At 40.8% G+C, this 23,825-nt stretch carries 17 protein-coding genes; 11 read left to right on the forward strand and 6 right to left on the reverse strand.

Annotated elements, in window-relative coordinates; genetic code table 11:
• Positions 1-421 precede the first annotated feature (421 nt).
• Together feoB and H589_RS0112145 are read right to left on the reverse strand one after the other, a co-directional pair.
• A complete protein-coding gene (gene feoB / locus H589_RS0112140) occupies positions 422-2,551 on the reverse strand; it encodes a ferrous iron transport protein B (RefSeq protein WP_027722268.1) in 2,130 nt (709 codons plus the stop codon).
• Between the two features lies 1 nt (position 2,552).
• A complete protein-coding gene (locus H589_RS0112145) occupies positions 2,553-2,789 on the reverse strand; it encodes a FeoA family protein (RefSeq protein WP_027722269.1) in 237 nt (78 codons plus the stop codon).
• A gap of 406 nt (positions 2,790-3,195) precedes the next feature.
• Here H589_RS0112145 and H589_RS0112150 point away from each other — a divergent pair, with 406 nt between their 5' ends.
• The gene (locus H589_RS0112150) at positions 3,196-4,677 is read left to right on the forward strand and encodes an MFS transporter (protein ID WP_027722270.1); all 1,482 of its coding nucleotides are present in this window, start codon (positions 3,196-3,198) and stop codon (positions 4,675-4,677) included.
• A 156-nt stretch (positions 4,678-4,833) separates the two neighbouring features.
• A complete protein-coding gene (locus H589_RS0112155) occupies positions 4,834-5,394 on the forward strand; it encodes a type I restriction enzyme HsdR N-terminal domain-containing protein (RefSeq protein WP_027722271.1) in 561 nt (186 codons plus the stop codon).
• A gap of 84 nt (positions 5,395-5,478) precedes the next feature.
• Here H589_RS0112155 and H589_RS0112160 read toward each other — a convergent pair whose 3' ends face one another.
• Positions 5,479-7,077, reverse strand: coding sequence for a sodium:solute symporter family protein (locus tag H589_RS0112160; RefSeq protein ID WP_027722272.1), 1,599 nt, complete (start codon positions 7,075-7,077; stop codon positions 5,479-5,481).
• On the reverse strand, positions 7,077-7,241 hold the full coding sequence (locus tag H589_RS20945; RefSeq protein ID WP_169433121.1) for a symporter small accessory protein: 165 nt from the start codon (positions 7,239-7,241) through the stop codon (positions 7,077-7,079). Before H589_RS20945 ends, H589_RS0112160 begins: the two co-directional genes overlap by 1 nt.
• A 618-nt stretch (positions 7,242-7,859) precedes the next feature.
• Between H589_RS20945 and gdhA the strand changes: the two genes are divergently transcribed.
• From gdhA to H589_RS0112185, 4 genes are all read left to right on the forward strand, one after another.
• A complete protein-coding gene (gdhA, locus tag H589_RS0112170) occupies positions 7,860-9,206 on the forward strand; it encodes an NADP-specific glutamate dehydrogenase (RefSeq protein ID WP_027722273.1) in 1,347 nt (448 codons plus the stop codon).
• Between the two features lie 186 nt (positions 9,207-9,392).
• A complete protein-coding gene (locus H589_RS0112175) occupies positions 9,393-12,380 on the forward strand; it encodes a PEP/pyruvate-binding domain-containing protein (protein WP_027722274.1) in 2,988 nt (995 codons plus the stop codon).
• Positions 12,381-12,523: 143 nt separating this feature from the next.
• Positions 12,524-12,916 carry an STAS domain-containing protein gene (locus H589_RS19750; protein WP_051249738.1) on the forward strand — a complete coding sequence of 131 codons (393 nt, stop codon included), beginning with the start codon at positions 12,524-12,526 and terminating at the stop codon, positions 12,914-12,916.
• A 226-nt stretch (positions 12,917-13,142) separates the two neighbouring features.
• Entirely contained in the window at positions 13,143-13,472 is a 330-nt protein-coding gene (locus tag H589_RS0112185; RefSeq protein ID WP_245577141.1) for an STAS domain-containing protein, read from the forward strand.
• Positions 13,473-13,543: 71 nt separating this feature from the next.
• On the opposite strand, the gene H589_RS0112190 is transcribed toward H589_RS0112185, so the two are convergent.
• Together H589_RS0112190 and H589_RS19755 are read right to left on the reverse strand one after the other, a co-directional pair.
• Positions 13,544-16,633 (reverse strand): efflux RND transporter permease subunit, encoded by a 3,090-nt coding sequence (locus H589_RS0112190; protein WP_027722276.1) that lies wholly within the window; start codon positions 16,631-16,633, stop codon positions 13,544-13,546.
• 1 nt (position 16,634) lies between these two features.
• Positions 16,635-17,798 carry an efflux RND transporter periplasmic adaptor subunit gene (locus tag H589_RS19755; RefSeq protein WP_084146998.1) on the reverse strand — a complete coding sequence of 388 codons (1,164 nt, stop codon included), beginning with the start codon at positions 17,796-17,798 and terminating at the stop codon, positions 16,635-16,637.
• Between the two features lie 223 nt (positions 17,799-18,021).
• Between H589_RS19755 and H589_RS0112200 the strand changes: the two genes are divergently transcribed.
• The 5 genes from H589_RS0112200 (at position 18,022) to H589_RS0112220 (ending at position 23,705) form a co-directional block, all read left to right on the forward strand.
• Positions 18,022-19,824 (forward strand): DegV family protein, encoded by a 1,803-nt coding sequence (locus H589_RS0112200; RefSeq protein WP_027722277.1) that lies wholly within the window; start codon positions 18,022-18,024, stop codon positions 19,822-19,824.
• Between the two features lie 786 nt (positions 19,825-20,610).
• Positions 20,611-21,339, forward strand: a complete 729-nt coding sequence (locus tag H589_RS0112205; RefSeq protein WP_027722278.1) for an amino acid ABC transporter ATP-binding protein — start codon at positions 20,611-20,613, stop codon at positions 21,337-21,339.
• Between the two features lie 55 nt (positions 21,340-21,394).
• Entirely contained in the window at positions 21,395-22,210 is an 816-nt protein-coding gene (locus H589_RS0112210; RefSeq protein ID WP_027722279.1) for an ABC transporter substrate-binding protein, read from the forward strand.
• Between the two features lie 85 nt (positions 22,211-22,295).
• Entirely contained in the window at positions 22,296-22,997 is a 702-nt protein-coding gene (locus H589_RS0112215; protein ID WP_027722280.1) for an amino acid ABC transporter permease, read from the forward strand.
• A gap of 12 nt (positions 22,998-23,009) precedes the next feature.
• Entirely contained in the window at positions 23,010-23,705 is a 696-nt protein-coding gene (locus H589_RS0112220) for an amino acid ABC transporter permease (RefSeq protein ID WP_027722281.1), read from the forward strand.
• Positions 23,706-23,825 lie beyond the last annotated feature (120 nt).

A 23,825-nucleotide genomic window follows, 5' to 3' on the forward strand; every position in this document is an offset into this window, starting at 1 on the left:
TTTACAGGGGCTTTTTCAGGAGTGACGGTGAGTTGTAAGTATAATTATCTGATAGCTGGTTTAGGCCTTATTTTTTGCCTGTAGATTCAAACTGTTGTTTTTACAGTCGTATATAGATTCATAACCTTATGCATTAAATTAAATGTCTGGCATTATTAAAAAGAAAAAATGTGTTAGGATTAATGTCTTTGATTTAAATTTATATTCTTAGTTTATGTGGATGATAGACTTTACTTTTATGCTGATTTTAAAATTGTAAGTCATGGGTATGGGTTAATATCTTTTGAAAAATGATGTGCTAGGCGGGGAGAATATAGTCTTGTGCTTGGGGATTTCTACTTAAGCTGCTGATGTAGGATTTTTACTAATCAAATTCTGCAGGGAAAACTTTTCATATGTTTTCCCTGCAGAATTCGCGGAATTAAAGGTTAAGTGGTCTGAGTTGAGGAGTTTCTTCTACTTCTTTCAGCCCAAGATATTTAAGGGTTGCATAAATAATTGCTAAGACTGCTACAGCTATTGCCATGTATACAGCATTTCTGCCTTCAGCTATCTGATAGAACAAGGTTGCTACTGACCAGCCTAAAGCCGTGCAGTACATTGCCATGATTGCTGAGTAGAAACCGCCCATTTCTTGTCTTGTCGCACCGATAACTGCAAGGCAGGGGAAGTACATCAGGACAAACAGAAGGTATGCGAAGGCTGAGAATATTGTGAAGTTTGCAGCAATGTGCTTGTAAACAGAGGCATCTGCTCCAATTTCTTCTGATACCGTTGCACTGTCTTCTCCAATCAGTCCTATTCCAAGCAAATCAACTGAGGTTACGATGCCGACAAGTCCGTCTCCTATAGTTCCGAATGCTTCGCTGACTGTTGCGCCGATATCGAGTCCTTCATCTGACTCTTCTGCAGCTTGGTCCGTTGCAGGTGCATCCTGCATATCCATTGAAGAGTATAGTGAATTTACTGTACCTACGATTGCTTCCTTGGCGAAGAGTCCTGTGAAGAGGGCTACCGATGCCGGCCAGTTTTCTTCGGTGATTCCCATGGGTTTGAATACTGGAGAAATTGCCATACCCGCATGTGCAAGGATGGAAGCCTGTGAATCTTCGTTACCGAATGATAAGTTTCCGTTTTCAATGCCAATGGTGTTCAGCATAGATAGAACAAAAACTGCGCTGACAACGATGACACCGGCGCGTTTGATAAAACCTCTGAGACGCAACCATGCACTTCTGAATACTGCCCCGGTTCTAGGGATATGGTAGAGAGGCAGGTCCATCACAAAATGAGATGCAGTGCCTTTAAAGAGAGTGTTTTTCAGTAAGAAACCGGTGAAAATAGCCATAGCAAGACCTGACAGATAAATTAAAAATACAGCCAGACCTGAATATGCACCGAAGAGTGCTACGCAAAACAGTGCATAAACAGGTAATCGAGCTCCACATGACATAAAGGGGGCCATGAAGATGGTCATGAAACGGTCACGTTTTGATGAGAGAGTTCTGGCAGCCATAACTGCTGGAACAGTGCAACCAAAGCCGACAACCATTGGGATAAATGCAGATCCTGGCAAACCTATTTTACGCATGAATCGGTCAGCAACAACTGCCACGCGGGCCATGTAGCCAAAATCTTCTAAAATTGCCAAAGCGAGGAACATGAAGAATACGACCGGAACAAAGGTAGCAACTGTCTGGATACCTGCTCCGATACCTCCTGCTAAAACAATGCTAACCCAGTCCGGTGCATTGATACTTGCCAGCAGATTTGTTGGAATATCGACAAAAATAAGTCCTGCCATGATATCAAAGAAGTCGATGAATACTGAGCCAAGGCCGATGGCAAACCAGAAAGTCAGGAACATGGAAATTAGAAAAATTGGTATAGACATGAAGCGGTTCATTACAATGCTGTCTACCCTATTTGTGAAGTTCAGGCTGCGATCTTTATTTTCTTTAAGAACTTTACTGTAAATACTGTCAATAAAGGCGTATTTTTCAACAGTATCCCTGACCTCCTGACGTGTAGGGTGGGAATTGTGGGCAGGAAGATTTTCTGCTTCATGGCTGAGAGTTTTGACAGCGGCTGCAACGGATTTTTTATCTACCGCGGTAACGGGAATTACTGGTAGGCCCAGTTCTTTGCTCAGCTTATCTATGTCAATAGACAAGCCTTCTTTTTCTGCAACATCAACCATGTTGAGAAGTATAATGATCTGATTGGTGCGTTCCTTAAGATCCATCGTCAGGAACAGATTACGGGAAAGGTTGGTCGCGTCTACAACGTTTATGATCATATCATATTCGCCGCTTCTGATCACACGTTCTGCAACTTTCTGATCTTCTGTATCAGGGCTGAGGTTATAAGTCCCCGGAAGGTCAACCAGCTCCACAGTGCTACCTGATAGTGAAAAAGAACCTTCAATCTTTTCTACTGTAACTCCGGGCCAGTTACCAACCTTTTGGTTTGCACCGGTCAGCGCATTAAAAAGTGTAGTTTTACCACTGTTTGGTACACCGGCAATGGCGATCCTTTCAATTTTATGCATCTTACAATTCCTTTACTTTAATCTGAATAGCTTCAATTTTTCTAAGTGCAACCCGGCTACCGCGAATTTCAAAAACCATAGGGTCGGAAATCTGGACTGGTGCAAGTCCAACAGGAGTTCCTTCAACAAAACCCATTTTGCGTAATTTCTGGGCATATACCGAAGTCTCTACATCAAAGCCAAGAATTGCGTATGAACGCTCCTCTAAAATTTCTGAAAGATTGATGTTGGTAGTCATTCTCATCTCCTAAGCAGTCAGACTGCATTCTAAAATTAAGATCGCCCAGCGAGTCGGTAGTCGATCTGAAATAAATATTAATAAAGCCTGCTTATCCAAGCTTACCCAAAATATGAAAAATTATTGATTACGAATCTTACAGCACTTAAAAACATAAAAGCGTGTTAAGGAACTTGAAAATCAAAATCAATTGGAGAACTACAACAGGAGTAAGTTGTGGTCAATAAGAAATTGAAAATAATTTTCAATTTCTTTGAGTAGTGGCATAAAAATATTTATTGTAAGTAGTTGCAAAATTATTATTCCGCTGTTTAGCGGCTGTAATATAACATAAGTGATCAGGACAAAGTAGAATCTCTATGCTAAAAAGATATATCAAATAAATAAAAATTAAGGTGTAGGTAATATGGCTAATGCTGATGAGTCTGTTGAGGTCGTAGCTAGATCAGTACAAGAATATATAGATGAAACTCCATATTGGGCTGATGGGACAGAGGCTCCTTCGTCCCCCATGACTGCTATGCAATGGAGAATATGGCTGTTAGCTTCTGCCGGGAAGTTTTTTGAGGGTATGGTTGTTTTCATGACCGGAGTAGCTCTACCACTTATTGTCCGGGAATTTAATCTTTCTGCTATGGAAAAAGGCGTAGTCAGTGCCGCTACGCTTTTTGGAATTCTCGTTGGTGCATCTGTTCTTGGCGGACTGGCTGATCATTACGGCAGAAAGAAAATGTTTATTGTAGAAATGGTCCTGTTTACAGTTTGTCTTATCTTTTTAGTCTTCAGTCCGGATTTTGTTTTTCTGGTAATATTTCTTTTCGGTATGGGGCTTGCCCTCGGGTGTGATTATCCAACTGCACATATGATTATTTCTGAGAGTATACCAAGCGTTGATCGTGGTCGACTTGTTCTCAGTGCATTTGCTTTTCAGGCAATAGGAGCACTTAGCGGGACAGCAGTTGGCTACATTATCCTTTATAAAGCTTCTGAGCTCAGTGCTTGGAGATACATGTATGGAACAGCAGTGATCCCAGCAATTTTTGTCTTGGTCGGCCGTTTTTTTATTCCTGATAGTGGACATTGGCTGGTTTCAAAAGGCCGTATTAAAGAAGCTGAAAAGGCTTTGACCAGATTGCTATACAGGGTTCCTAGTTATCCAAAAACAATTAAAATTGAGCAGCCAAAAATAAATGGTAATGATAAAAATGGATACATAAAAGGAGCATATATTGATCTCTTTAAGGCAAAAAATATAAGAGCGACAATTCTCGCTTCAGTTCCGTGGTTTCTGCAAGATCTCGGTACATATGGAATTGGTATTTTTACGCCTACTATCCTAGGTTCTGTTATTGGAGCTAAAGCTGTACATGCACGCAATGTGGCGGACCTCATTCATAATGATTTACTTGCGTCCAAGGGGGCGGCGTTTATAGATGTGTTGCTGATTGTCGGTATTATTTTCGCAGTCCTTCTTGCTGACAAGGTAGGACGTATCAAATTGCAGATTACGGGGTTTATCGGGTGTGCAGCTGGGCTTTTTATTGCGACTCTTTCTATAGGAGCTGCTACTTCCTCAATGGGGATGTTTTATCTTTTTAGCGGATTCATGCTTTTCAGCTTCATGACAAACATGGGGCCCAATGCAATTACCTATTTATTGGCCGGTGAAGTTTTTCCAACTCATATTCGTGGAAAGGGTGCAGGCTTTGCAGCTTCTTTTGCAAAACTCGGAGCAGTGCTCACAGCTTTTTTATTTCCCATTTTGCTTAAGAATTTCGGGACTGAATTAATTTTATATTTTCTGGTAGGGTGCTCTTTGCTCGGAGCAGTCGTTACATGGTTTTTTAGAATCGAAACAAGCGGGATTAGTCTTGAAAAATTAGAATAATTATACAGTGCTCAAAATTATCAGTCTTTTTACATAATTCAGAGCTTGCACAACAGTCTGACATGCTTATATATTTAGTTAAGAAAAAATTAACAATCCTCTGATTGCTCCGATTTAACTTACGGGGCCGGAGGCATCAAATATCGGAGACACAAGATGCACGAAGTAAGCATGGGTGGCACATTACGTGATTATTTAAGTGGTGAAGAAATCGATGAGACTACATATGAGGAGTTTCGGCAGGCTTTGGCTAAAATGCTTGTCGAAGAGTTTGGATATCCAAAAGAATCATTGAAGACAAAAATTGATTTGTGCTTTGAAATTGATGGCGATGAAATGTGCCGTACTATTGATTTGGTCGTTTATAATGATGAGCTGCCCCTCATGTTGGTAATGTTTTGCGCAGGTGATGTTGGAAGTTATGAGCGCGAAGCTGTATGCGCAGGAAAGCTTTTTCAGGGTGGCCCGGTTCCTTATGTTATTATCAGCGATTCAATGGATGCCTTTTTACTTGATGCTATTTCCGGCAAGACCCTTGCTCATGGCATCAGAGCAATTCCCCGTTATGACGAGCTAATTAAGATTACTGCTAATTACGTTCGCGAACCATTGCCTGCTGAAAAACGTACGAAAATAGAGCGTATTTTTTACACCTATACAGGTTTTTTACAAGGAACATGCTGTAGTGAATCATGTTCACTGCCTCCAAAAAAATAAAAATTTCCGATAATATGGAAAAAGGGCTGAAACGGATATCTGTTTCAGCCCTTTTTTCTTTTTAAATGGCGAGTTCTTTTATATTTAAATATTAGCCCAGCATGTTTTGAGATGTGCTTTACTCATTTTGGGGGTGACTAGTGCAACGCCGATAGCCAGTGCAAGTGATACCGGAAGTGCGACAACATTAGGATCAACCCATTGTAGCAGCCAGATCCATGATCCTTTGGCTGCGCTTGATACAAGTGTATCCTGTCCAGTGAGCAGTTTGCAAAGCCCTATTGAACTGGACTCTTTGGCATGAACGAAGAGCAGCCAGAACATTGAAGCACTGAAACCTCCGACGATAGAGACCTTAGCAGCCTTCTTTGTCATGCCTTTCCAGTAAAGCCCAAGAAGGTATATGGGTAGAAAGGAAGCTGCGCAGAGTCCGAAGAAGAATGCTGTTGCTCTGGCAATGATAGAGGGGGGAAGAATCCAGGCCCAGGCTATTGCAGCAAGCAATGTGATGGATACTCCTATTTTTGTGATTATTACTGATTTCTCACTTGAAACTTTGACAAATCTCTCAAAGAAATCACGTCCTAATGCTGTTCCGCCGACATGATATTGGGAAGAAAGAGTTGACATTCCAGCTGCAAGCATAGCCAGCAGGAACAATGATGAGAACCAGGACGGCATCATTTGTTCAATATATATGGGAATGATTTTATCCATGTTTCCACCTGCAACAGCAATAGATATTTTGCCTAGCTCTTTATAGAAAACAGCGTTTGAGAGCGCTCCTACTGTAAACGCTACCCCCGTCATCAGAGGAATAAAAAGCCCGCCGTACAGCACTGCACGATTAAGTTCTCGGTCAGATGGTACTGTCATGAAACGGACTGCCAGCTGTGGCTGAGCCAGAACTCCGATGCCGACGCCATAAACTATGGTGGTGTATATAACTAGCCATAGAGGTGTTCCGAAATTTGCTCCCTGAGTCCAGCCGATTATTCCTCCTTTCTGTAGTTTGGCAGGCATAAGGTTTACCATATCTGTCAGAGTTTGATGGGCTTCCGTTAGTCCGCCGAGCATAGCATATGTAGATATGATAAGAATAAGCATCATGGCAGCCATAATTATTCCCTGAAATGCATCAGTATACATAACGGCTTTCATACCGCCTGTAATAACATACAGAGCAAGAATAAGGCTGATCACGATAAGGGCTGTTCCATAAGGAATGCCGAAAGAAATTTCCATCATACGTGAAATCCCGATAAGCACCGCAGCGGCGTATACGGGGATGAACAGAAAAATCACTCCACCGGCAAATCCCTGTATGAATCTGGAGTCATAGCGGCGTCCTAAAAGTTCCGGGAAAGTGTGGCTTTCAAGAGCAAGACCCATGCGGCGGGTGCGTTTGCCAAAGAATACCATAGCAACGAATACTCCTATCACAATAGTAGCAAGCGTCAGCCAGAGTAGCGGAAAGCCGAATAGCCCTGCTGCTCCTCCAAAGCCGATAATAGCGGATGTTGAGACAAAAGTTGCACCATAGGACATCGCCATAACAAACGGGTTCATCTGACGTCCTGCGAGCATATAATCAGTAGATTGTTTGCTGGATTTCCAGCCTTTGAATCCGAGATAGAAAATTATAGCAAGATAAATTAAGGTGATGATTATTTTGGTAGTCATTATTTTTTACCCTTATCTTTGCCTACTTCGATATTTAAAGCCGTTGCATCTGGTTTGCCTTTATTGTTCCAGTTCAAAATTCCGTATGCCACGCAACCGAGCGAAGATATGAGGCATAGCCAGAAAACTACGGCTATTTCAATGCTTCCAAGTCCTAACATCATTTGAATCCTCCAGTATTGTTAAAATTGTAAAAAATGATAGATGCAAAATAATTTATGAGTTTTAGGCGGTGCATATTGGGCAGAAAACCTTGGCGGCAATAAAAAAGGCCGCGGGCTTGATGCCTGCGGCCTGGGGAAATTCTTTTAAGTTTCGCTTACGCGAGTGAACACCACCAGACCACAGGGCTGGTAAAGTTAAAAAAACTAAAAAAAGAAAAATAATAGTTGCGGGCGCTCATGGGTATATTGTTTATACAAGTATTTACTTGCTGTCAATTTTCTATCTTACAATTTTGGATCGTGAAAATAGGGGTTGAAATGGATTGTTTAATTATTTGAAATTGAAGAAAATTTTTTTGTAGCTGGTTTTATGTTGTGATTGGCTTAGTAAAAAAGTCAATTGTACGAATTAAATTCAGTGTTATGCCATGTTTCTTACCTTGTGCGGGGGAATATAACTTACATATTTGACAAAAAAATATTAAAATAAAAAGTAAGTGATTCTTTTTAAAAGATGTGTGGACTTAGTTAGTTAGGGATGGAATAAAGATATTAAGAATAAGGTTGAACTCAAAATTTCATCTATTAACAGGTTCAAGCCGATCAGGAGGCTGTAGAATGGACATTTTGGAATTGGTCAGAAACAGAGATCCCAATGAACGTGAATTTCATCAGGCAGTTAGTGAAGTTGTAGAATCAATCATGCCTGTTCTTGACCGTAACCCGGAGTATCGCAGTGCCAGTATTCTTGAACGTATTGTAGAGCCTGAAAGGGTGATCATGTTTCGCGTTCCATGGGCTGATGATGAAGGTGATGTGCATGTGAACCGTGGTTTTCGTATTGAAATGAACAGTGCTCTGGGCCCATACAAAGGAGGCCTTAGATTTCACCCTTCAGTTAATCTCGGAATTCTTAAATTTTTGGCCTTTGAACAGGTTTTTAAAAATGCCTTGACCTCTCTGCCCATGGGCGGGGGTAAAGGTGGATCAGACTTTGATCCCAAAGGTAAAACTGATATGGAAGTGATGCGTTTTTGTCAGAGTTTTATGCTGGAATTATCACGCCATATAGGACCGAATACAGATATACCTGCAGGTGATATAGGGGTAGGCGCTCGTGAAATTGGATTTCTATTCGGGATGTATAAGCGTATCCGTAATGAATTTACGGGTGTTCTTACCGGAAAAGGTCTCGGCTGGGGCGGTAGTCTGATCCGCCCTGAAGCAACTGGATACGGTTCTGTCTATTTTGCAGCTGAAATGCTGAATGCCAAGGGTAAAACTTTCGATGGTACAACCTCACTGGTTTCTGGTTCAGGTAATGTTGCCCAGTATACAATGGAAAAACTACTTGAGCTGGGCAGCACTCCCATAACATTTTCAGATTCATCAGGTTACATTTATGATGAAAAGGGTGTTGACCGTGAGAAGCTCGACTATCTCATGCAGATCAAAAATGTGAGGCGCGGGCGGGTCAGCGAATATACTGATAAGTATCCTGAAGCCATTTATATTCCGGTTGATCCTGATTTAGATTACAATCCTCTCTGGAATCACAAAGCGGACTGCGCATTTCCTTCTGCTACCCAGAATGAGATAAATGGTAAAGATGCATCAAACATGGTTGCCAACGGAGTCAAGATTGTTTCCGAAGGGGCAAATATGCCGACTATGCCTGAGGGGGTAGATATCTTTCTTGATCAAGGTCTTCTTTATGGTCCGAGTAAAGCTGCAAATGCCGGTGGTGTCTCCGTTTCCGGCCTTGAAATGAGTCAGAACAGTATGAGGCTTAACTGGCCCAAGGAAGAAGTGGATCATAGACTTAAAGTTATTATGCACAATATCCATAAGTCATGTATGGAAACAGCAGAGCAGTATGGAACTCCTTTCAACTACGTAAAGGGGGCTAATATTGCCGGATTTGTTAAAGTTGCTCAGGCTATGCTTGATCAGGGTATTGTTTAGCAAATGATCATTGAATAAAATAAGCCGACACTGCATAATAGACCCAAAGGGCGGATTGCGATTTTTCGCTGTCCGCTTTTTTATTTTAAAATTAGGTAAGATTGATGTTTCAGGAGAATTATTTTCTTTCTGACATTTTTTTATATACGGTTAGATGGGCTGTCGAAGGTATAAATTGGAGCTGTTATGGATGATAAAATGACATTCCTAGGTGGTCAAAGCAGAACTTTTAATCTCTATCATGACCTTATGCAGATCAAAGTTCATGATATATTATTGATTTCAAGTCCTTATGATGCATGGGTAATGGAAGAGGACAGTCGCATATCTGAACGCATTGTCAGTGAATACCGAGGTCTGAACCTGAGTCGTCCACCAAGATTGAAATGGGTTTCAACGATTGAAGAGGCTCTTGAATTGCTTGATGTGCGTTTTTTTGATTTGGTTATCTTAATGCCGCATCTGACCAATATGAATTGTTGCAGTATGGGGAAGATGATTAAAGAGAAAATTCCCGGTATTCCTGTTGCGATGTTGGCTCATAAGCAGTTGGCGGTTTCTGATGAGGATTTGTGTGAAGGGACCGATAGGCAGTTTGTATGGTCCGGTGACGCTGAACTTCTGGTGGCAATGGTCAAAAATCTTGAGGATTTGCTTAATGTTGAGCACGATACAAAAGAAGTCGGTATCCGGGTTATCATTGTTGTGGAGGATTCACCGCGCTATCTGGCTTCATTTCTCCCTATACTTTATAAAGAGCTGGTCCGTCAGACACAGGCATTGCTGGAAGAAGGTCTTAATTCAGAACATCGTCTGCTGACTATGAGGGCAAGACCTAAAATTTTGACAGCCAGGACCTATGAAGAGGCTCTGGGCCTTTTCAAACAATACGAACCGTATATTCTGGGTGTTATCTCCGATGTGCGTTTTCCGCGTATGGGCCGTCTTGATGGCAATGCAGGAATTGATTTGCTAAAAGAAGTGAAAGAGCATCGCGAAGATATTCCATTATTACTTGCCAGTAATGAAGTAGAGAATAAGAAGCGGGCTGAAAACATACCTGCGTATTTTGTAGATAAGAATTCACCGGACCTGATGAGCGCAGTACGTAAGTTCGTTATTGATCACCTTGGGTTTGGAGATTTTATTGTTCGGGATGCAGAAGATAAAGAAGTGGCAAGGGCAACTAGCCTTTATTCATTGGAAAAGATTTTGCGTAGTATGCCCGAAGATATATTTATTCAGCATTGCCAGCGAAATGATTTTTCCCGCTGGTTTTATGCCCGTACTGAAATTACACTGGCAAACAAGATCAGGCCGCTTAAAAGCAAGGATTTTCCTGATTGGGAATCACATCGTCATCATTTACTGGGATTGATTAAAGAACGGAGACTGCAACGTCAGCAGGGAGTCATTGTTTCCTTTAATCCTAAAGATTTTGATCCTGATACTGATTTTTTGAAAATAGGCTCAGGTTCCCTGGGAGGAAAAGCCAGAGGGCTTGCATTTATTTGTTCAATGCTCAGTCGAAATTCATGGCTGCATGAGAAGTATAAAGATATGGTTATCTCTACGCCGAGGACCTTGACTATAGGGACTTCGGGGTTCGATGATTTCATTGAGATGAATGATCTTTCTTATCTAGCTGCTACTGATGTAGATGATGAAAAGGTTGCTCAGATTTTTACAGATGCTTTTTTTCCCGGCTGGATTGAGGCTCAACTCTGGGCATATTTGCAGGAAGTAAAATATCCTTTGTCAGTCCGTTCTTCAAGTCTTCTTGAAGATGCTCAGTATCAGGCCTACGCGGGTTTATATTCCACCTATATGATTTCTAATGACAGCTCAGATATTGAAAAGCGTTTGCAGCAACTTGTCAACGCAATAAAGCTTGTCTGGGCTTCAACGTATTATAAAGCTCCAAAGTCTTTTTCTCTGCGGGTTAATCAGCGTACCGATGAAGAGAAGATGGCTGTTATTATTCAGGAAGTTGCAGGACAGCGATATCAAGATTATTTTTTTCCGGCTATCTCTGGAGTCGGACAGTCGTATAATTATTATCCATATGGCAAAATGAAGCCGGAACATGGTGTTGCTACCATTGCTCTTGGAATCGGTAAATCCGTTGTGGACGGAGAACAGTGTATCCGGTTTTCACCTCGTTATCCAAAGATATTGCCGCAGTGTCCTACTCTTGCAGATTCATTGAAAAATGCGCAGACAACTTTTTATGGGTTACGCATGATGAATGGTGAGATCTGTGAGATTCATGATGATGCAAATCTTGATAAGCTTAATATCGCTGATTTTGAGAATACTGCACCTGTGCGCATGCTTGCCTCTACCTACCTGCCTGACGAAGGTCGGATCAGGGATACATCGCATGTTCCCGGTCCTAAGGTTATTCTTTTTGCTTCAGTGTTGAAACATAAGCTTTTTCCTCTGTCTTTAGTACTTACCGATATCTTAAAATTAGCAGAAAAAGGTATGGGGGGACCTGTTGAAATTGAATTTTGTATCAATCTGTTTGAAGACGGGCGCAAACCTGAATTTAACCTTTTACAGCTCAGGCCTATGAGCGCGCGTGCAGATTTAAATCAGGTCAGTATCAGTGAGGATGATTTACTTAATGCTGTTTGCGTTTCCAGCCATGCTCTTGGAAATGCAGAGAAGAATGACATCTACGATATTCTTATTGTTCGTCCAGATTGTTTTGATGTTGCCAAGACAAGGGAAATAGCTCTTGAAATATCAAAGATGAATGCGCAACTGGTCAAGCAGCAACGTAAATATCTGCTGGCAGGCCCCGGACGTTGGGGGTCTGCCGATCACTGGCTTGGTATTCCTGTTGAGTGGCCTGATATTTCCGGGGTTTCAGCCATTGTGGAAACTTCCACTCAATCACTTAAAGTTGAACCATCTCAAGGGTCACATTTCTTTCATAATATAACGACTCTAGGCATAAATTACTTTATGGTTCTTGATAAACCGGGGAATGTTATGAATTGGGAGTGGTTTACAGCGCAGCCTGTGATTGAAGAAGGTGAATATGTCAGCCATTTAAGAGTTCCCGCTCCTATCGTTTTAAAAGTGGATGGTCGCAGTTCTCAGGGGGTTATACTGGCAGCAAAAGGAAGTAGTGAGTATTGTATGCTTCATGAATGCATAATATAGAGGAGGGAAATCTTTACTTTAAGAGGAATCATTATTAATATTCTTCATAAAATTATTTTTATTTAAATTGGAAGCATTGGGTCGTGCTCTTTGATGGCTAGTATACATTCACCAGGTAATTTATTGGAATTAAAGGATTCAAAATGACTAACAGCAGAGAAAACTTAATTCATAATGCGAATTTGGATAATACTGAGTTTGATTTTACTGAAGAAGATAATGGAAAATATATTAAACTTTGTCCTAAAGGGTGTATCAATACTGCTACTGTCAAGTTTATGAAGAAACGCCTGTATGATCTCAGTTGTGAAAACGATTGTAAAATCATCATGTCACTAAAGGATGTTAAGTCTATTGATAGTGTAGGGCTAGGGACAATCATTACTGCCCATAAGAACTGTGCTCATTGCGGCGGGCAGATTGTTTTCAGTGATCTAAGTCCACTGATTATGAAAACCATGAAAATGCTTAGCCTGGATCGCTATTTGAAAATGACTGTCGATCTGAAAAGCGCGGAATCTATAATTGGTTGTTAGTATTTGTATTGTTTTTTGATTTTAGCTTTATGAATCTCCTTTTTATTACAGACTTTGGTATACAAAATGCAAAGTTAAAATTATGACTAACTTAAATGCGCAAATAACTAATATCAATAGTGGGATAACGATACAGAATTTAAGGGGAAGTTCTGGTCGACATGTTTTTGACGTTGGTAACAACCGTCAAGAATCATTTAGCCAAAACTCAGATCAATTTTTTGATTTGATTGAGCGGCAGAAGGGTGAATTTAAGATATTTGCTCCCAAGGGGCGGATTAATAACGCAACCATAAGGTTTCTTAAGAAGCGTCTCTACGATGCAGCTGATGAAACTGGCTGTAAGATTTTATTCAACCTCAGATTTGTTGATTCAATCGACAGCGTTGGTCTGGGCGTGCTTATTACGGCTCACAAGATGGCTACAGCGCGTGGTGGAATGGTTGTATTCACCGATATGAGTGAGAGAATATTCAAGACCATGAAGATGCTGTATATGGATCGTTTTCTAAAAATGAGTCCTGATATGAAGGGTGCAGTAGAAATGATGCGCTGAGATATTTTTTAGAATTAATCAGTAACCCCGGACTGAGTTTATTCAGCCCGGGGTTTTCTTATTTAAATAAGTTATACTTCATTTTGCTTATGAGGAATACCAAGTAATTCACGTTTTGCTCTGCCTCGTTCATACGACCATTTTTGAAATGAATCCATGTAGGTGTACACGACAGGGGTTAAATAGAGTGTAACTACCTGAGAAAGGATTAGTCCCCCAACAATAGCCAGCCCCATAGGCTGCCTTGCCTGAGCTCCTGCTCCGAGCCCTAAGGCAATAGGCATAGCTCCGGCAATAGCTGCAATTGTGGTCATCATAATCGGTCTGAATCTTTCCAGTGAACCTTTAATGGCTGCCTCTTCAGGAGACAGCTTTTCTTTTTCTTCAGCTTCCAGTGCAAAGTCGACAACCATAATTGCGTTTTTCTTTACAATTCCTATAAGCATAATGACCCCTACTATACCAAACAGGTCGAGGTCCTTTCCAAATAAGGTCAAAGTCAGCAAGCCTCCAATAGCTGCTGAAGGCAGACCTGAGATAATCGTAATGGGATGAATGGCACTTTCATAAAGAATTCCTAGAATCATGTAGATGACAAATACTGCAATTCCTAAAAGGAAAAACACACTGGACATGGATTTTTGAAATTCATCAGCTGTTCCTTCAAAGTCAGAGACAACGGTCGCTGGAAGTTTTTCGAGTGACAGCTTATTGATTGCCGATGTTGCATCACTTAGCGAATATCCTGGAGCGATATTAAATGAATATGTTACCGACGGCAGCATGCCTGTATGGTTAACCTGCATGGGACCGGGCTTTTCCTCAAAGCTGGCAATTGTATCCAGTCGGATTAGATCTCCATTTTTATTGGCGACGTACAATTTCATCAAATCTCTAGGGTCACGTTTATTAAATGGCAGAACTTCAAGAATTACCCAGTACTGATCGGTGTCTCCATAAATAGTAGAAACCTTTCGTTCAGAGTAGGCAGAGTTGAGTGTGTTTTCAATATCATGGGCTGTGACGTTATAGTATGAAGCTTTGTCTCGATCAATTTTTACCCACAGTTCTGGGCTGCTGTCCAGCAGATCGGAAGTAAGTCCGGTTAGAAACGGTATTTTACGTAATTCCATTTCAAATTTAGGTGCCAGTGTAAACAGCTCGTTTTGGTCCGGTGCCTGAATCGTGTACTGATAAAGGTTTTTAGATGTTTTGGCAGTTAGCCTGATCATTGGAGGATTTTGAATCCAGCACATAATACCAGGATCATTGTTAAGCTTATACATCAGTGAGCGGGCAACTTCATCTGCCGTCATATCTCGTTTTCCGGGAGGAACAAGCATGGGGAAAATATATCCCTGATTGAGGATGGGGACTCCTGCTACGGTAATAACGTTTTCAATGTTCTTATCCGCCAAAAGTATCGGTTCAAGTTTTTTGATATGCTCTTTCATACTCTTATATGAAATTCCTTGTTTAGCCTGAGCAAAACCCTGACAATAACTCATGTCATCTGTAGGCAGGAATCCTTTAGGAATAGCAATGAAAAAGTGAATTGTGGCCAGAAGTATCAGTCCTGCGGCCAGCATGGTCATTCTGCGATGACGCATAACAAAATGTAGTGACCGGTCATACATGCGCAACAGGAAGTCAAAGACAACATCTGATTCAGACAGTTTGCTACCTGGTTTTAGAATACGGCTGGCCAGCATCGGAGTCATGGTCAGGGAAATGATTCCTGAGGCAAGAATTGCCACTGTAATGGTCATGGCAAATTCATGAAGTATACGTCCGATGATTCCGCTCATATACATGAGCGGAATGAATACCACCGCCAGTGACAGGGTCATTGAAATAATGGTGAAGGTTATCTGTTTTGCTCCGTCCAGAGCTGCCTGATAAGGTTTTTTTCCCATCTCCAGATGTCGTACAATATTTTCGATCATTACTACTGCATCATCAACTACAAATCCCACCGAGAGCGTCAAAGCCAGTAGGGAAAGAGTATCAAGTGAATAGCCAAAAACATACATGATCGCAAAAGTGAAAATGATAGATACGGGAACTGCAACTGATGCAATAAGTGTTGCGGAAATATTTTTGAGGAAAAAGAAGATCACACAGATAACAAAGAAAATAGCCAGTAGCAGAGTAACCTGTACATCATCAACTGCATCTTTAATCGGTTCTGACCGGTCGTAGAGCACTTTCATGTTAATTCCGGCTGGAATCTGCTGCCTGATTGTAGGCAACATATTAATAATGGTATTGCATACATCAATAGTATTGGATCCGGGCTGTTTTTGTATGGCTATGATAATAGCCCTTTTTCCGTTTACCCATGATCCTGATTTATCTGATTTGATGGAGTTGATTACTTTACCAACTTCAGAAAGCCGTACAGTCCTGCCTTCACTTGATTCGAAGATCATAGGCATGAATTCATCAGCGTTTTTAAGCTGCCCGGTTGATTCAATTGTTACGGACTGAAGTTTATTATCAAGTGTTCCGACTGGTTCTTTGACGTTCTGCGCAGCTATAGCCTGACGTACATGGTCAAGATTAATGTTGCGTGCAGCAAGTTTTTCAGGGTTTACCCGCACACGTACAGCCAATTTTGATTCACCATATATGAGAACTTTTGATACACCGTTGACCATTGAGATTGAGTCGGTCAGAAAAGTAGTGGTATACTCATTGACCTTATACAACGGCATCGAATCTGACCAGATAGCCATATATAGGACAGGATCATCAGCAGGATTAACTTTTTCATAATATGGGGGCTGAGGAAGGTCGGACGGCAGGTTTCCGCTGGCACGTGAAATAGCTGCCTGTGTATCTGAGGCTGCACCGTCAATGTTGCGGTCCAGATCGAATTGCAGAGTAATCTGTGTTTGTCCCAAAGAGTTGATGGAGCTCATAGACCGAAGACCGGGAGTGGAAGTAAACTCTTTTTCTAAAGGGGTGGCTACAGATGAGGCCATGGTTGATGGACTTGCTCCGGGTAGAGAGGCCGTAACTTGTAAAGTCGGAAATTCGACAGCCGGGAGATAACTGACCGGAAGATTCAGATACCCAACAATTCCGAAGAAAACCATCGCAATGACAACCAGTGAGGTCATGACCGGGCGTTTGATAAATACTTCGGTGATATTCATACTATTCACCTTTTCCGTCTTGTGATGTATCAGCCGCCGGATGTGAATCTTTTACTACAACTGTTGCACCTGGAAAGAGTCTGAGTTGCCCGTCAGTTACAATTGTCTCTTTATTTTTAAGACCGTTGGTTATGATATCTACTTTACCGGATCTTCGATCAACAGTTACAGGGCGCATTTCAACTGTTTTGTTCTGGTTCATTACCCACACAAATTTACCGTCAGGTCCTGTACATGTTGCCTGCATGGGGACTTGGATAACGTCTTCCTCGAAAAGTTTGAGACTTATATTCACGTAATTTCCAGGCCAGAGTATGCGATCTTTATTTTCGAATGTTCCCTGCATCCAGATTGTGCCGGTATTTGTATCTACATTGTTATCAATAAAAGTCAGTTTTCCTGTTTCCTGTTTTGCACTTCCTTCAGTTGTAGCTAAAACCTCTAAAGTAGAGTTCGCTGAATATTTTTGAACTTCAGGCAAATATCTTTGGGGCAGATAAAAGTTTACGGCGATTGGTGAAATCGTGTTGATGACAACGAGTTCATCTTTATTTTCTTCAATAAGGTTTCCTGTAGTGGGATTTATATAACCTGCAAGACCGTCAATTGGTGAACGTATGAAGCAGTATGTAAGATCGTTATGAGCATTATTCAACTTGGCCTGAGTAACAGCAATAGAATCACTGGCCGTTTTCATATCAAGTCTTTTCTGTTCATAGTTTTCTTCACTTACTACTTTGCGCCTAACAAGGTCGCGGTAGCGGTTGTAATCTCTTTTAGCCTGTTCATATTTTGTTGTATCGGAGGCCAGCTCGGCCTTTAGCTGTCGTATACTTGCTTCGTAAGGAGACGGGTCCATTGTGAAAAGTTGTTGCCCTTTGGAAACATATTCTCCATTAGATATAAATATTTTACTTAGATAGCCTGTAACGCGTGAGCGCACAGTGATAGAATCTACAGCTTTTACTGTGCCGATTGCTTGTAGATAATATGGTGTGTTTTTCAATTTAGTTTTAGCAATTGTTACTGGAGCAGGAGGTATTTTTCTGGAGAGTTTATCCTTGTCGTTACAGCCCTGCAGAAAAAGGAATGAGGTAGAGAAGATGAGAAAGTATACGAAAATTTTTTGTACACGGGACATTTTTATCAGCTTGTGTGCAATCATTGGAAGTATCTCCTTCGCTGAAAATATTTTTGAAAGCATAACTTAAATAATGATTATTTTGAAGTAAGTTTTATGAATTGGGTTTAATAGAGACGTGTATGTATTTATTTATTTAATAACTTGCAATTGAGTAGTAATGAAGGCAAGAAGATGATGCATTTTGTTACAATGTATACGTTAAAGTTATATTCTGAATTTAAAAGTCCAAACACAAATAATATATATGCAAGCAACAAATAAAGTTAAAATCAACTATGTTGACGGCGTGCGCTTTAAAAGAGGCGTGGTTGCAGCTGCAAGCAGGCTTATTGCCAATTCTCCGCATCTGGATGCCATAAATGTCTTTCCTGTTCCTGACGGTGATACTGGAGCCAATATGGCCGGTACTATGAAAAATATCGTTAAGACTACAGGGGATACGCTGGAAAAATCTATTGAGAAAATGACTGCACTCATCGCCGAATCTGCTTTGGATGGAGCTAAGGGGAACTCTGGTGCGATATTAGCTCAATTTTTGTGTGGGTTTGCAGAAGGTGTTAAAGATCTTCCCAGATTATCACCAGCAGAGTTCGCATCAGCCGCGTCCCTTGCTGCCAAACGATCATGCGAAGCTATTTCCAATCCTAAAGATGGGACTATCATAAGTGTTATCAGTGATTGGGCTTCTCATTTGCATACTCATGGACATACGTATAAAGATTTTCATCATCTGCTTTCCGATTCTCTTGAATACGCCCGTATATCTGTAAAATCCACTACTGAAAAACTTGCTGAACTTAAAACTGCCGGAGTCGTTGACGCCGGAGCTCTCGGTTTTGTTTATCTACTTGAAGGTATTGTTGATTTTCTTGAAAATGGCGAGATCGAGAAAAGTTTTTTGTCTGTACAAAATTCTTCGATTGAAGTTGAAGGCGTTCACGAAAAAGTTGCAGTTGAGAAACTTGATTTCAGATTTTGTACAGAATTTCTCATAAAAGGATCAGATATCGACAAGATTGCTATTCGTGATGCCATAAGCCATATGGGTGATAGTCTTATTGTTGCTGGTTTGCCGGAGTCGGTTAAGATTCATATTCACACAAATGAACCTGATGTCGTTGAAGAAATTGTGTCCGGATTTGCAACCGTTGCCAAACGTAAAGTTGATGACATGCTGGTGCAGCACAAAAGACTGCTTGCTAATGACGTTAAAGTCGGAATTGTTACAGACAGTACATGTGATATTCCGGTTGCGATGCAGGAAGAGTATGATATCCGTGTCGTACCAATGCGTCTGACTATTGATGGAAATGAATATATAGATCAGGTGACACTGACCTCTTCAGATTTTTATAAAATTCTCCCTGATGCAACTAAGGCATTAACTTCCCAGCCATCGCCGGGAGATATGAAAAGGGCTTATGCTAGTGCCAGCTCTGATTATGCTGATGTAGTTTCATTGCACGTTGCAAAAGCTCTCAGTGGGACATATCAGAGTGCTCTGACTGCAAGCAGTCCGCTTGAGAATGTCTGTGCCCTAAATGCTAAGCAGCTGTCAGCTGGACTTGGATTAGCTGTTCTTGAAGCAGCCAGGGCCGCACAGAAGGGAGCTAGTGCTGCAGAAGTGAAGCGTGTTGCGAATCGTGCAATCGCCAATGTAAAAATTTTCGTTACTATTGATACGCTTGATTATGCCGTGAGGGGCGGGCGTATGAGTAAAGGGCAGGGTTTTATTGCTAAGGCTCTTAATATCAAGCCTATTCTGCAGTTTGCAGGCGAAGGATTGCCACGTGTAGTGGCTAAGTCTTTTGGTTGTAAACGGCAGGAAGATGCTCTTATAAAACTGGTACGCGACAATGCCTATGGAAAGGGGAATATGCGTTACGCAATTTCTCATGCAGATGCTCCGGAAACTGCTCAAAAGTTTGCCCGTATTTTAAAGAAAGAATTCGGCGTAGATCCGCAGTTTATCTCTGAAGCTTCTCCTGTTCTTGGCTTGCATAGCGGGCCTGGGGCATGCGCAGTTGCCTTTTTAGTTGATGATTAAAGTGTATCCAGTTTATTAAGTGCTTTTCTCATATCTGATATGTTTAGTTTTTCTATAAATATTAAGGTAGATTTATTGAGTTGAACTACGAACTAATCTTTTATGATTTCCCTTCAGCGGGCTCAGATTAATATCTGAGCCCGCTTTTTTTGTTTAAGGCAAACTCATTTTTTAGATACTTCATGAAGGATAGATTTTTATTGATTAATCGATCAATAAAATTACAATAATAGCAATTAAGGTAAATACTGTTTTGTTTGCTTTTTGTATTATACAAAAATCTTAAAATAATGGTCTTAGTCAGCAGGCATATGACCTTTTGAGTGCAACTAGAATTTGATAAATTCACGGATTAAGCTATAAAAATGGCTTTAAAATTTTAAAAAAATGAAAAATGTTTATTTTTTTATTTCTTTTTTAAATATTGTTTATCTTTTTTGTATATTTGTTCACTCTCATAAATAAGTATGTTATAAATTGCATCAGCTGATTTTTGTCCGCGTAACAACGATTATTCAGGGAATTTATATGTTCTCATGCATGGTTTGCGATGCTCTTTTTTAAATTATGGGAAAGTTGTTTTTTAGATTATACATAAATGGAAAAACAGAGCTGGTTACTTGACTTTTAGCTGTTTTAAGCTATGAATATCACTCACTCTTGATTTCAGAATTGTATGTTTGTGAATTATAAAAACGGCAGTTGCATACTGTTAATTACAGTTTTTGTCGTTACTACAACCAGTTCTGACTTTGTAACCGGTAAGAGAGTTTGGAGTTAAGCATTATGCATATGATTGAAATAAAGAATCTCCATAAGTGGTACGGAGATTTTCATGTACTTAAAGGTCTCAATGATCATGTAGACAAAGGTGAAGTCCTTGTAATTTGCGGTCCGAGTGGATCTGGTAAGAGTACTTTCATTCGATGTATCAACCGGCTTGAAGATTACCAGAAAGGCACTATAACTTTTGATGGAACAGACATTCTTGACAAGAGTGTAAATATTAATGAGCTGCGCGCTGAGATAGGTATTGTTTTTCAACAATTTAACCTTTACCCGCATCTTTCCGTTTTAGATAACGTGACTCTTGCTCCGTTAAAAGTTCGCAATACACCAAAAGCTGAGGCTGAAGAAACAGCCCTTCACCTTCTTGAAAGGGTCGGTATTCACGATCAGGCCCATAAATATCCCGCAGAGCTTTCCGGTGGTCAGCAGCAGCGTGTTGCAATTGCAAGAGCTTTGGCTATGAAGCCAAAAGCTATGCTTTTTGATGAACCTACTTCTGCTCTTGACCCGGAAATGATTAATGAAGTTTTGAACGTAATGAAGGATCTTGCCCGCGAGGGAATGACTATGCTTTGCGTTACCCATGAAATGGGCTTTGCCCGTGAAGTTGCAGATCGTGTAATTTTTATGGATGGCGGTGAAGTTATTGAACAGGCTCCTCCGGAGGAGTTCTTCAAAAACCCCAAACACGATAGAGCTAAATTATTTTTGAAGGAGATTTTGTAACTGTCATATATTTTGACGGTGTGGATGCTAACCTTAAATTTTTCAGGAGGACCTGATGAGAAGACTCTCAATTGTAGTTGCTATGGTTTTGGCTTTGGCTCTTTGCGCATCTGTCGCAATGGCTGACAAACTGCAGGAAGTAAAGGACCGCGGAGTTCTTATTTGCGGTGTTAAAGATGCCGTTGTTCCTTTCGGTTACATTGACGCTGATTCTAAGAAACTTGTTGGTATGGATATCGATATTTGCAACTACATTGCAAAAGAACTCGGTGTTAAAGCCGATTTCAAACCGGTTACATCCGCTACACGTATCCCCATGATTGTACAGGGCTCCATTGACCTTGCTGCTGCAACCATGACTCACAAGATTGCTCGTGATGACACTATTGACTTTTCAATAACATACTTCATGGACGGTCAGAAGCTTCTCGTTAAAAAAGGTTCAGGCATCAAATCTGTTGCTGATTTAAAAGGCAAAAAAGTAGGTACTGCAAAAGGTTCCACTTCAGAACAGAATATTACTAATGCTCAGCCTGATTGTAAGGTTCTCTCTTTTGAAGGCTACCCTCAGGCATTTCTTGCACTTAAGCAGGGTAAAGTTAAAGCAGTTACAACTGACTCCACAATTCTTCTCGGCCTCAAGAATTCCGATCCTAATCCCGATAACTGGGAAATCGTAGGTGATTTTATTTCTCCTGAACCTTACGGTCTCGGACTTCCTGAAAATGAGTCCAATTTTCGCGATGCTGTTAACGTGGCTCTCATCAAAATGTGGAAGAGCGGAGATTACAAGAAAGTATATGATAAATGGTTTGGTCCTGATACCAAATATTATCTGCCTCTGACCTGGAAAATGGAACTCTGGCCTTAACAGGTACTAGTGTCTAAGGTTTTATGCGTAGAAACTGGAGGGCCGTGCTTAGCATGGTCCTCCTGATAAACAACGGATATAAGTTTTGAATTACCAGTTTGATTGGCATCTTGTTCTCAGCGGACAATACGGACAGTGGATTCTTGACGGAGTTAAAGTTACTCTCCAGATTTCAGCTGTTTCTATTGTATTCACGTTGCTTCTTGGGACTATCATTGCTGTTATGCGCATGTCCAAGTTTAAGCCGTTTGAATGGTTCAGCTTTGCCTTTGTTGAATTCTTCAGGAATACACCATTACTTATTCAGATATTTTTTTGGTATTTCGGGTCGTATTCGATTTTGCCCGATGGCGTTAACGAATGGTTATATGATCATGATTTCGAGTTTGCGGCAGGTGTTATTTCACTGACAGTTTATACTGCTGCGTTTGTTGCTGAAGAAATAAGGGCCGGGATTAATTCTATTCCGAAGAATCAGCTGGAAGCTTCTCGTGCTACAGGGCTTTCATTTCTGCAGGCATATAGATATGTTATTTTACCGCAGGCTTTCAGAATTATTATTCCGCCACTTATTTCACAGTCACTTAACCTGATCAAAAATTCATCACTGGTAATGACTATCGGTGTTATGGATCTAACCTATATGGCACGTCAGATTGAATCATACACGTTCCACGGATTTGAATCTTTCACAGTTGCCACATTGATCTATCTGTGTATTTCGCTGGTCGTGTCATTTGCGATCAATATGTATAATAAGCATTTCCTGCTGCAAATTAAATACTAGGAGAGGCGTCTTGTGCAATGGGATGTAGTTTGGAATAATTTTGATTATTTTCTCTGGGGCGCCTTTCCCAATGGTCCACTAGGCGGTCTTGCAGTCAGCATCATTCTTGCTGTGCTTGGGATCTTCGGTGCATTCTGGATTGGTCTTGCAGCAGGGTTAATGCGTCTTTCCCGTAATATACTGGTTAAGTCCATTTCTGTTGTATACATTGAAGTAATTCGCGGTGTGCCACTGCTTATGCTTATTTTCTGGTTTTACTTTTTAGCTCCTGTTTTACTTGGTAAGCCTTTGCCTGAATTCCACTGTGCGCTGGTTGCTTTTATTGTTTTTACCGGTGCATATATTGGTGAGATCGTTAAGGCCGGGGTTATTGCCCTTCCTCGTGGCCAGATGGAAGCTGCTCGTGGTACTGGTTTATCACATGTTCAGGCTATGCGTTATATTATTTTGCCGCAGGCACTTCGTAATATGATTCCATCTTTTGTAAATCAGTTTGTATCACTTACAAAGGATACCTCTCTTGCATACATTATAGGTGTTAATGAACTGACAAGAACTGCAACACAGGTTAATAACAGGACTCTTTCCGCTCCAACGGAAATTTTTATTACTATTGCGGTATTATATTTTATAGTTTGTTATGTGTTGACTCATTTCAGCCGTAAGATGGAAGCGCATCTTGCTAAATACCAGGCTCGCGATCGTTAGATTCACTGATTATATTGTATATTAGGTTATATGGTCCCGGTGTATTTGTATGCCGGGACTTTTATTTTGAGTTGCCATTCAATATGTAACTTTGTTTTGACGCCTTTCCATTCTTATCAT

The organism is Maridesulfovibrio zosterae DSM 11974, from assembly GCF_000425265.1.
In the GTDB taxonomy this organism is placed as follows: Bacteria; Desulfobacterota; Desulfovibrionia; order Desulfovibrionales; family Desulfovibrionaceae; genus Maridesulfovibrio; species Maridesulfovibrio zosterae.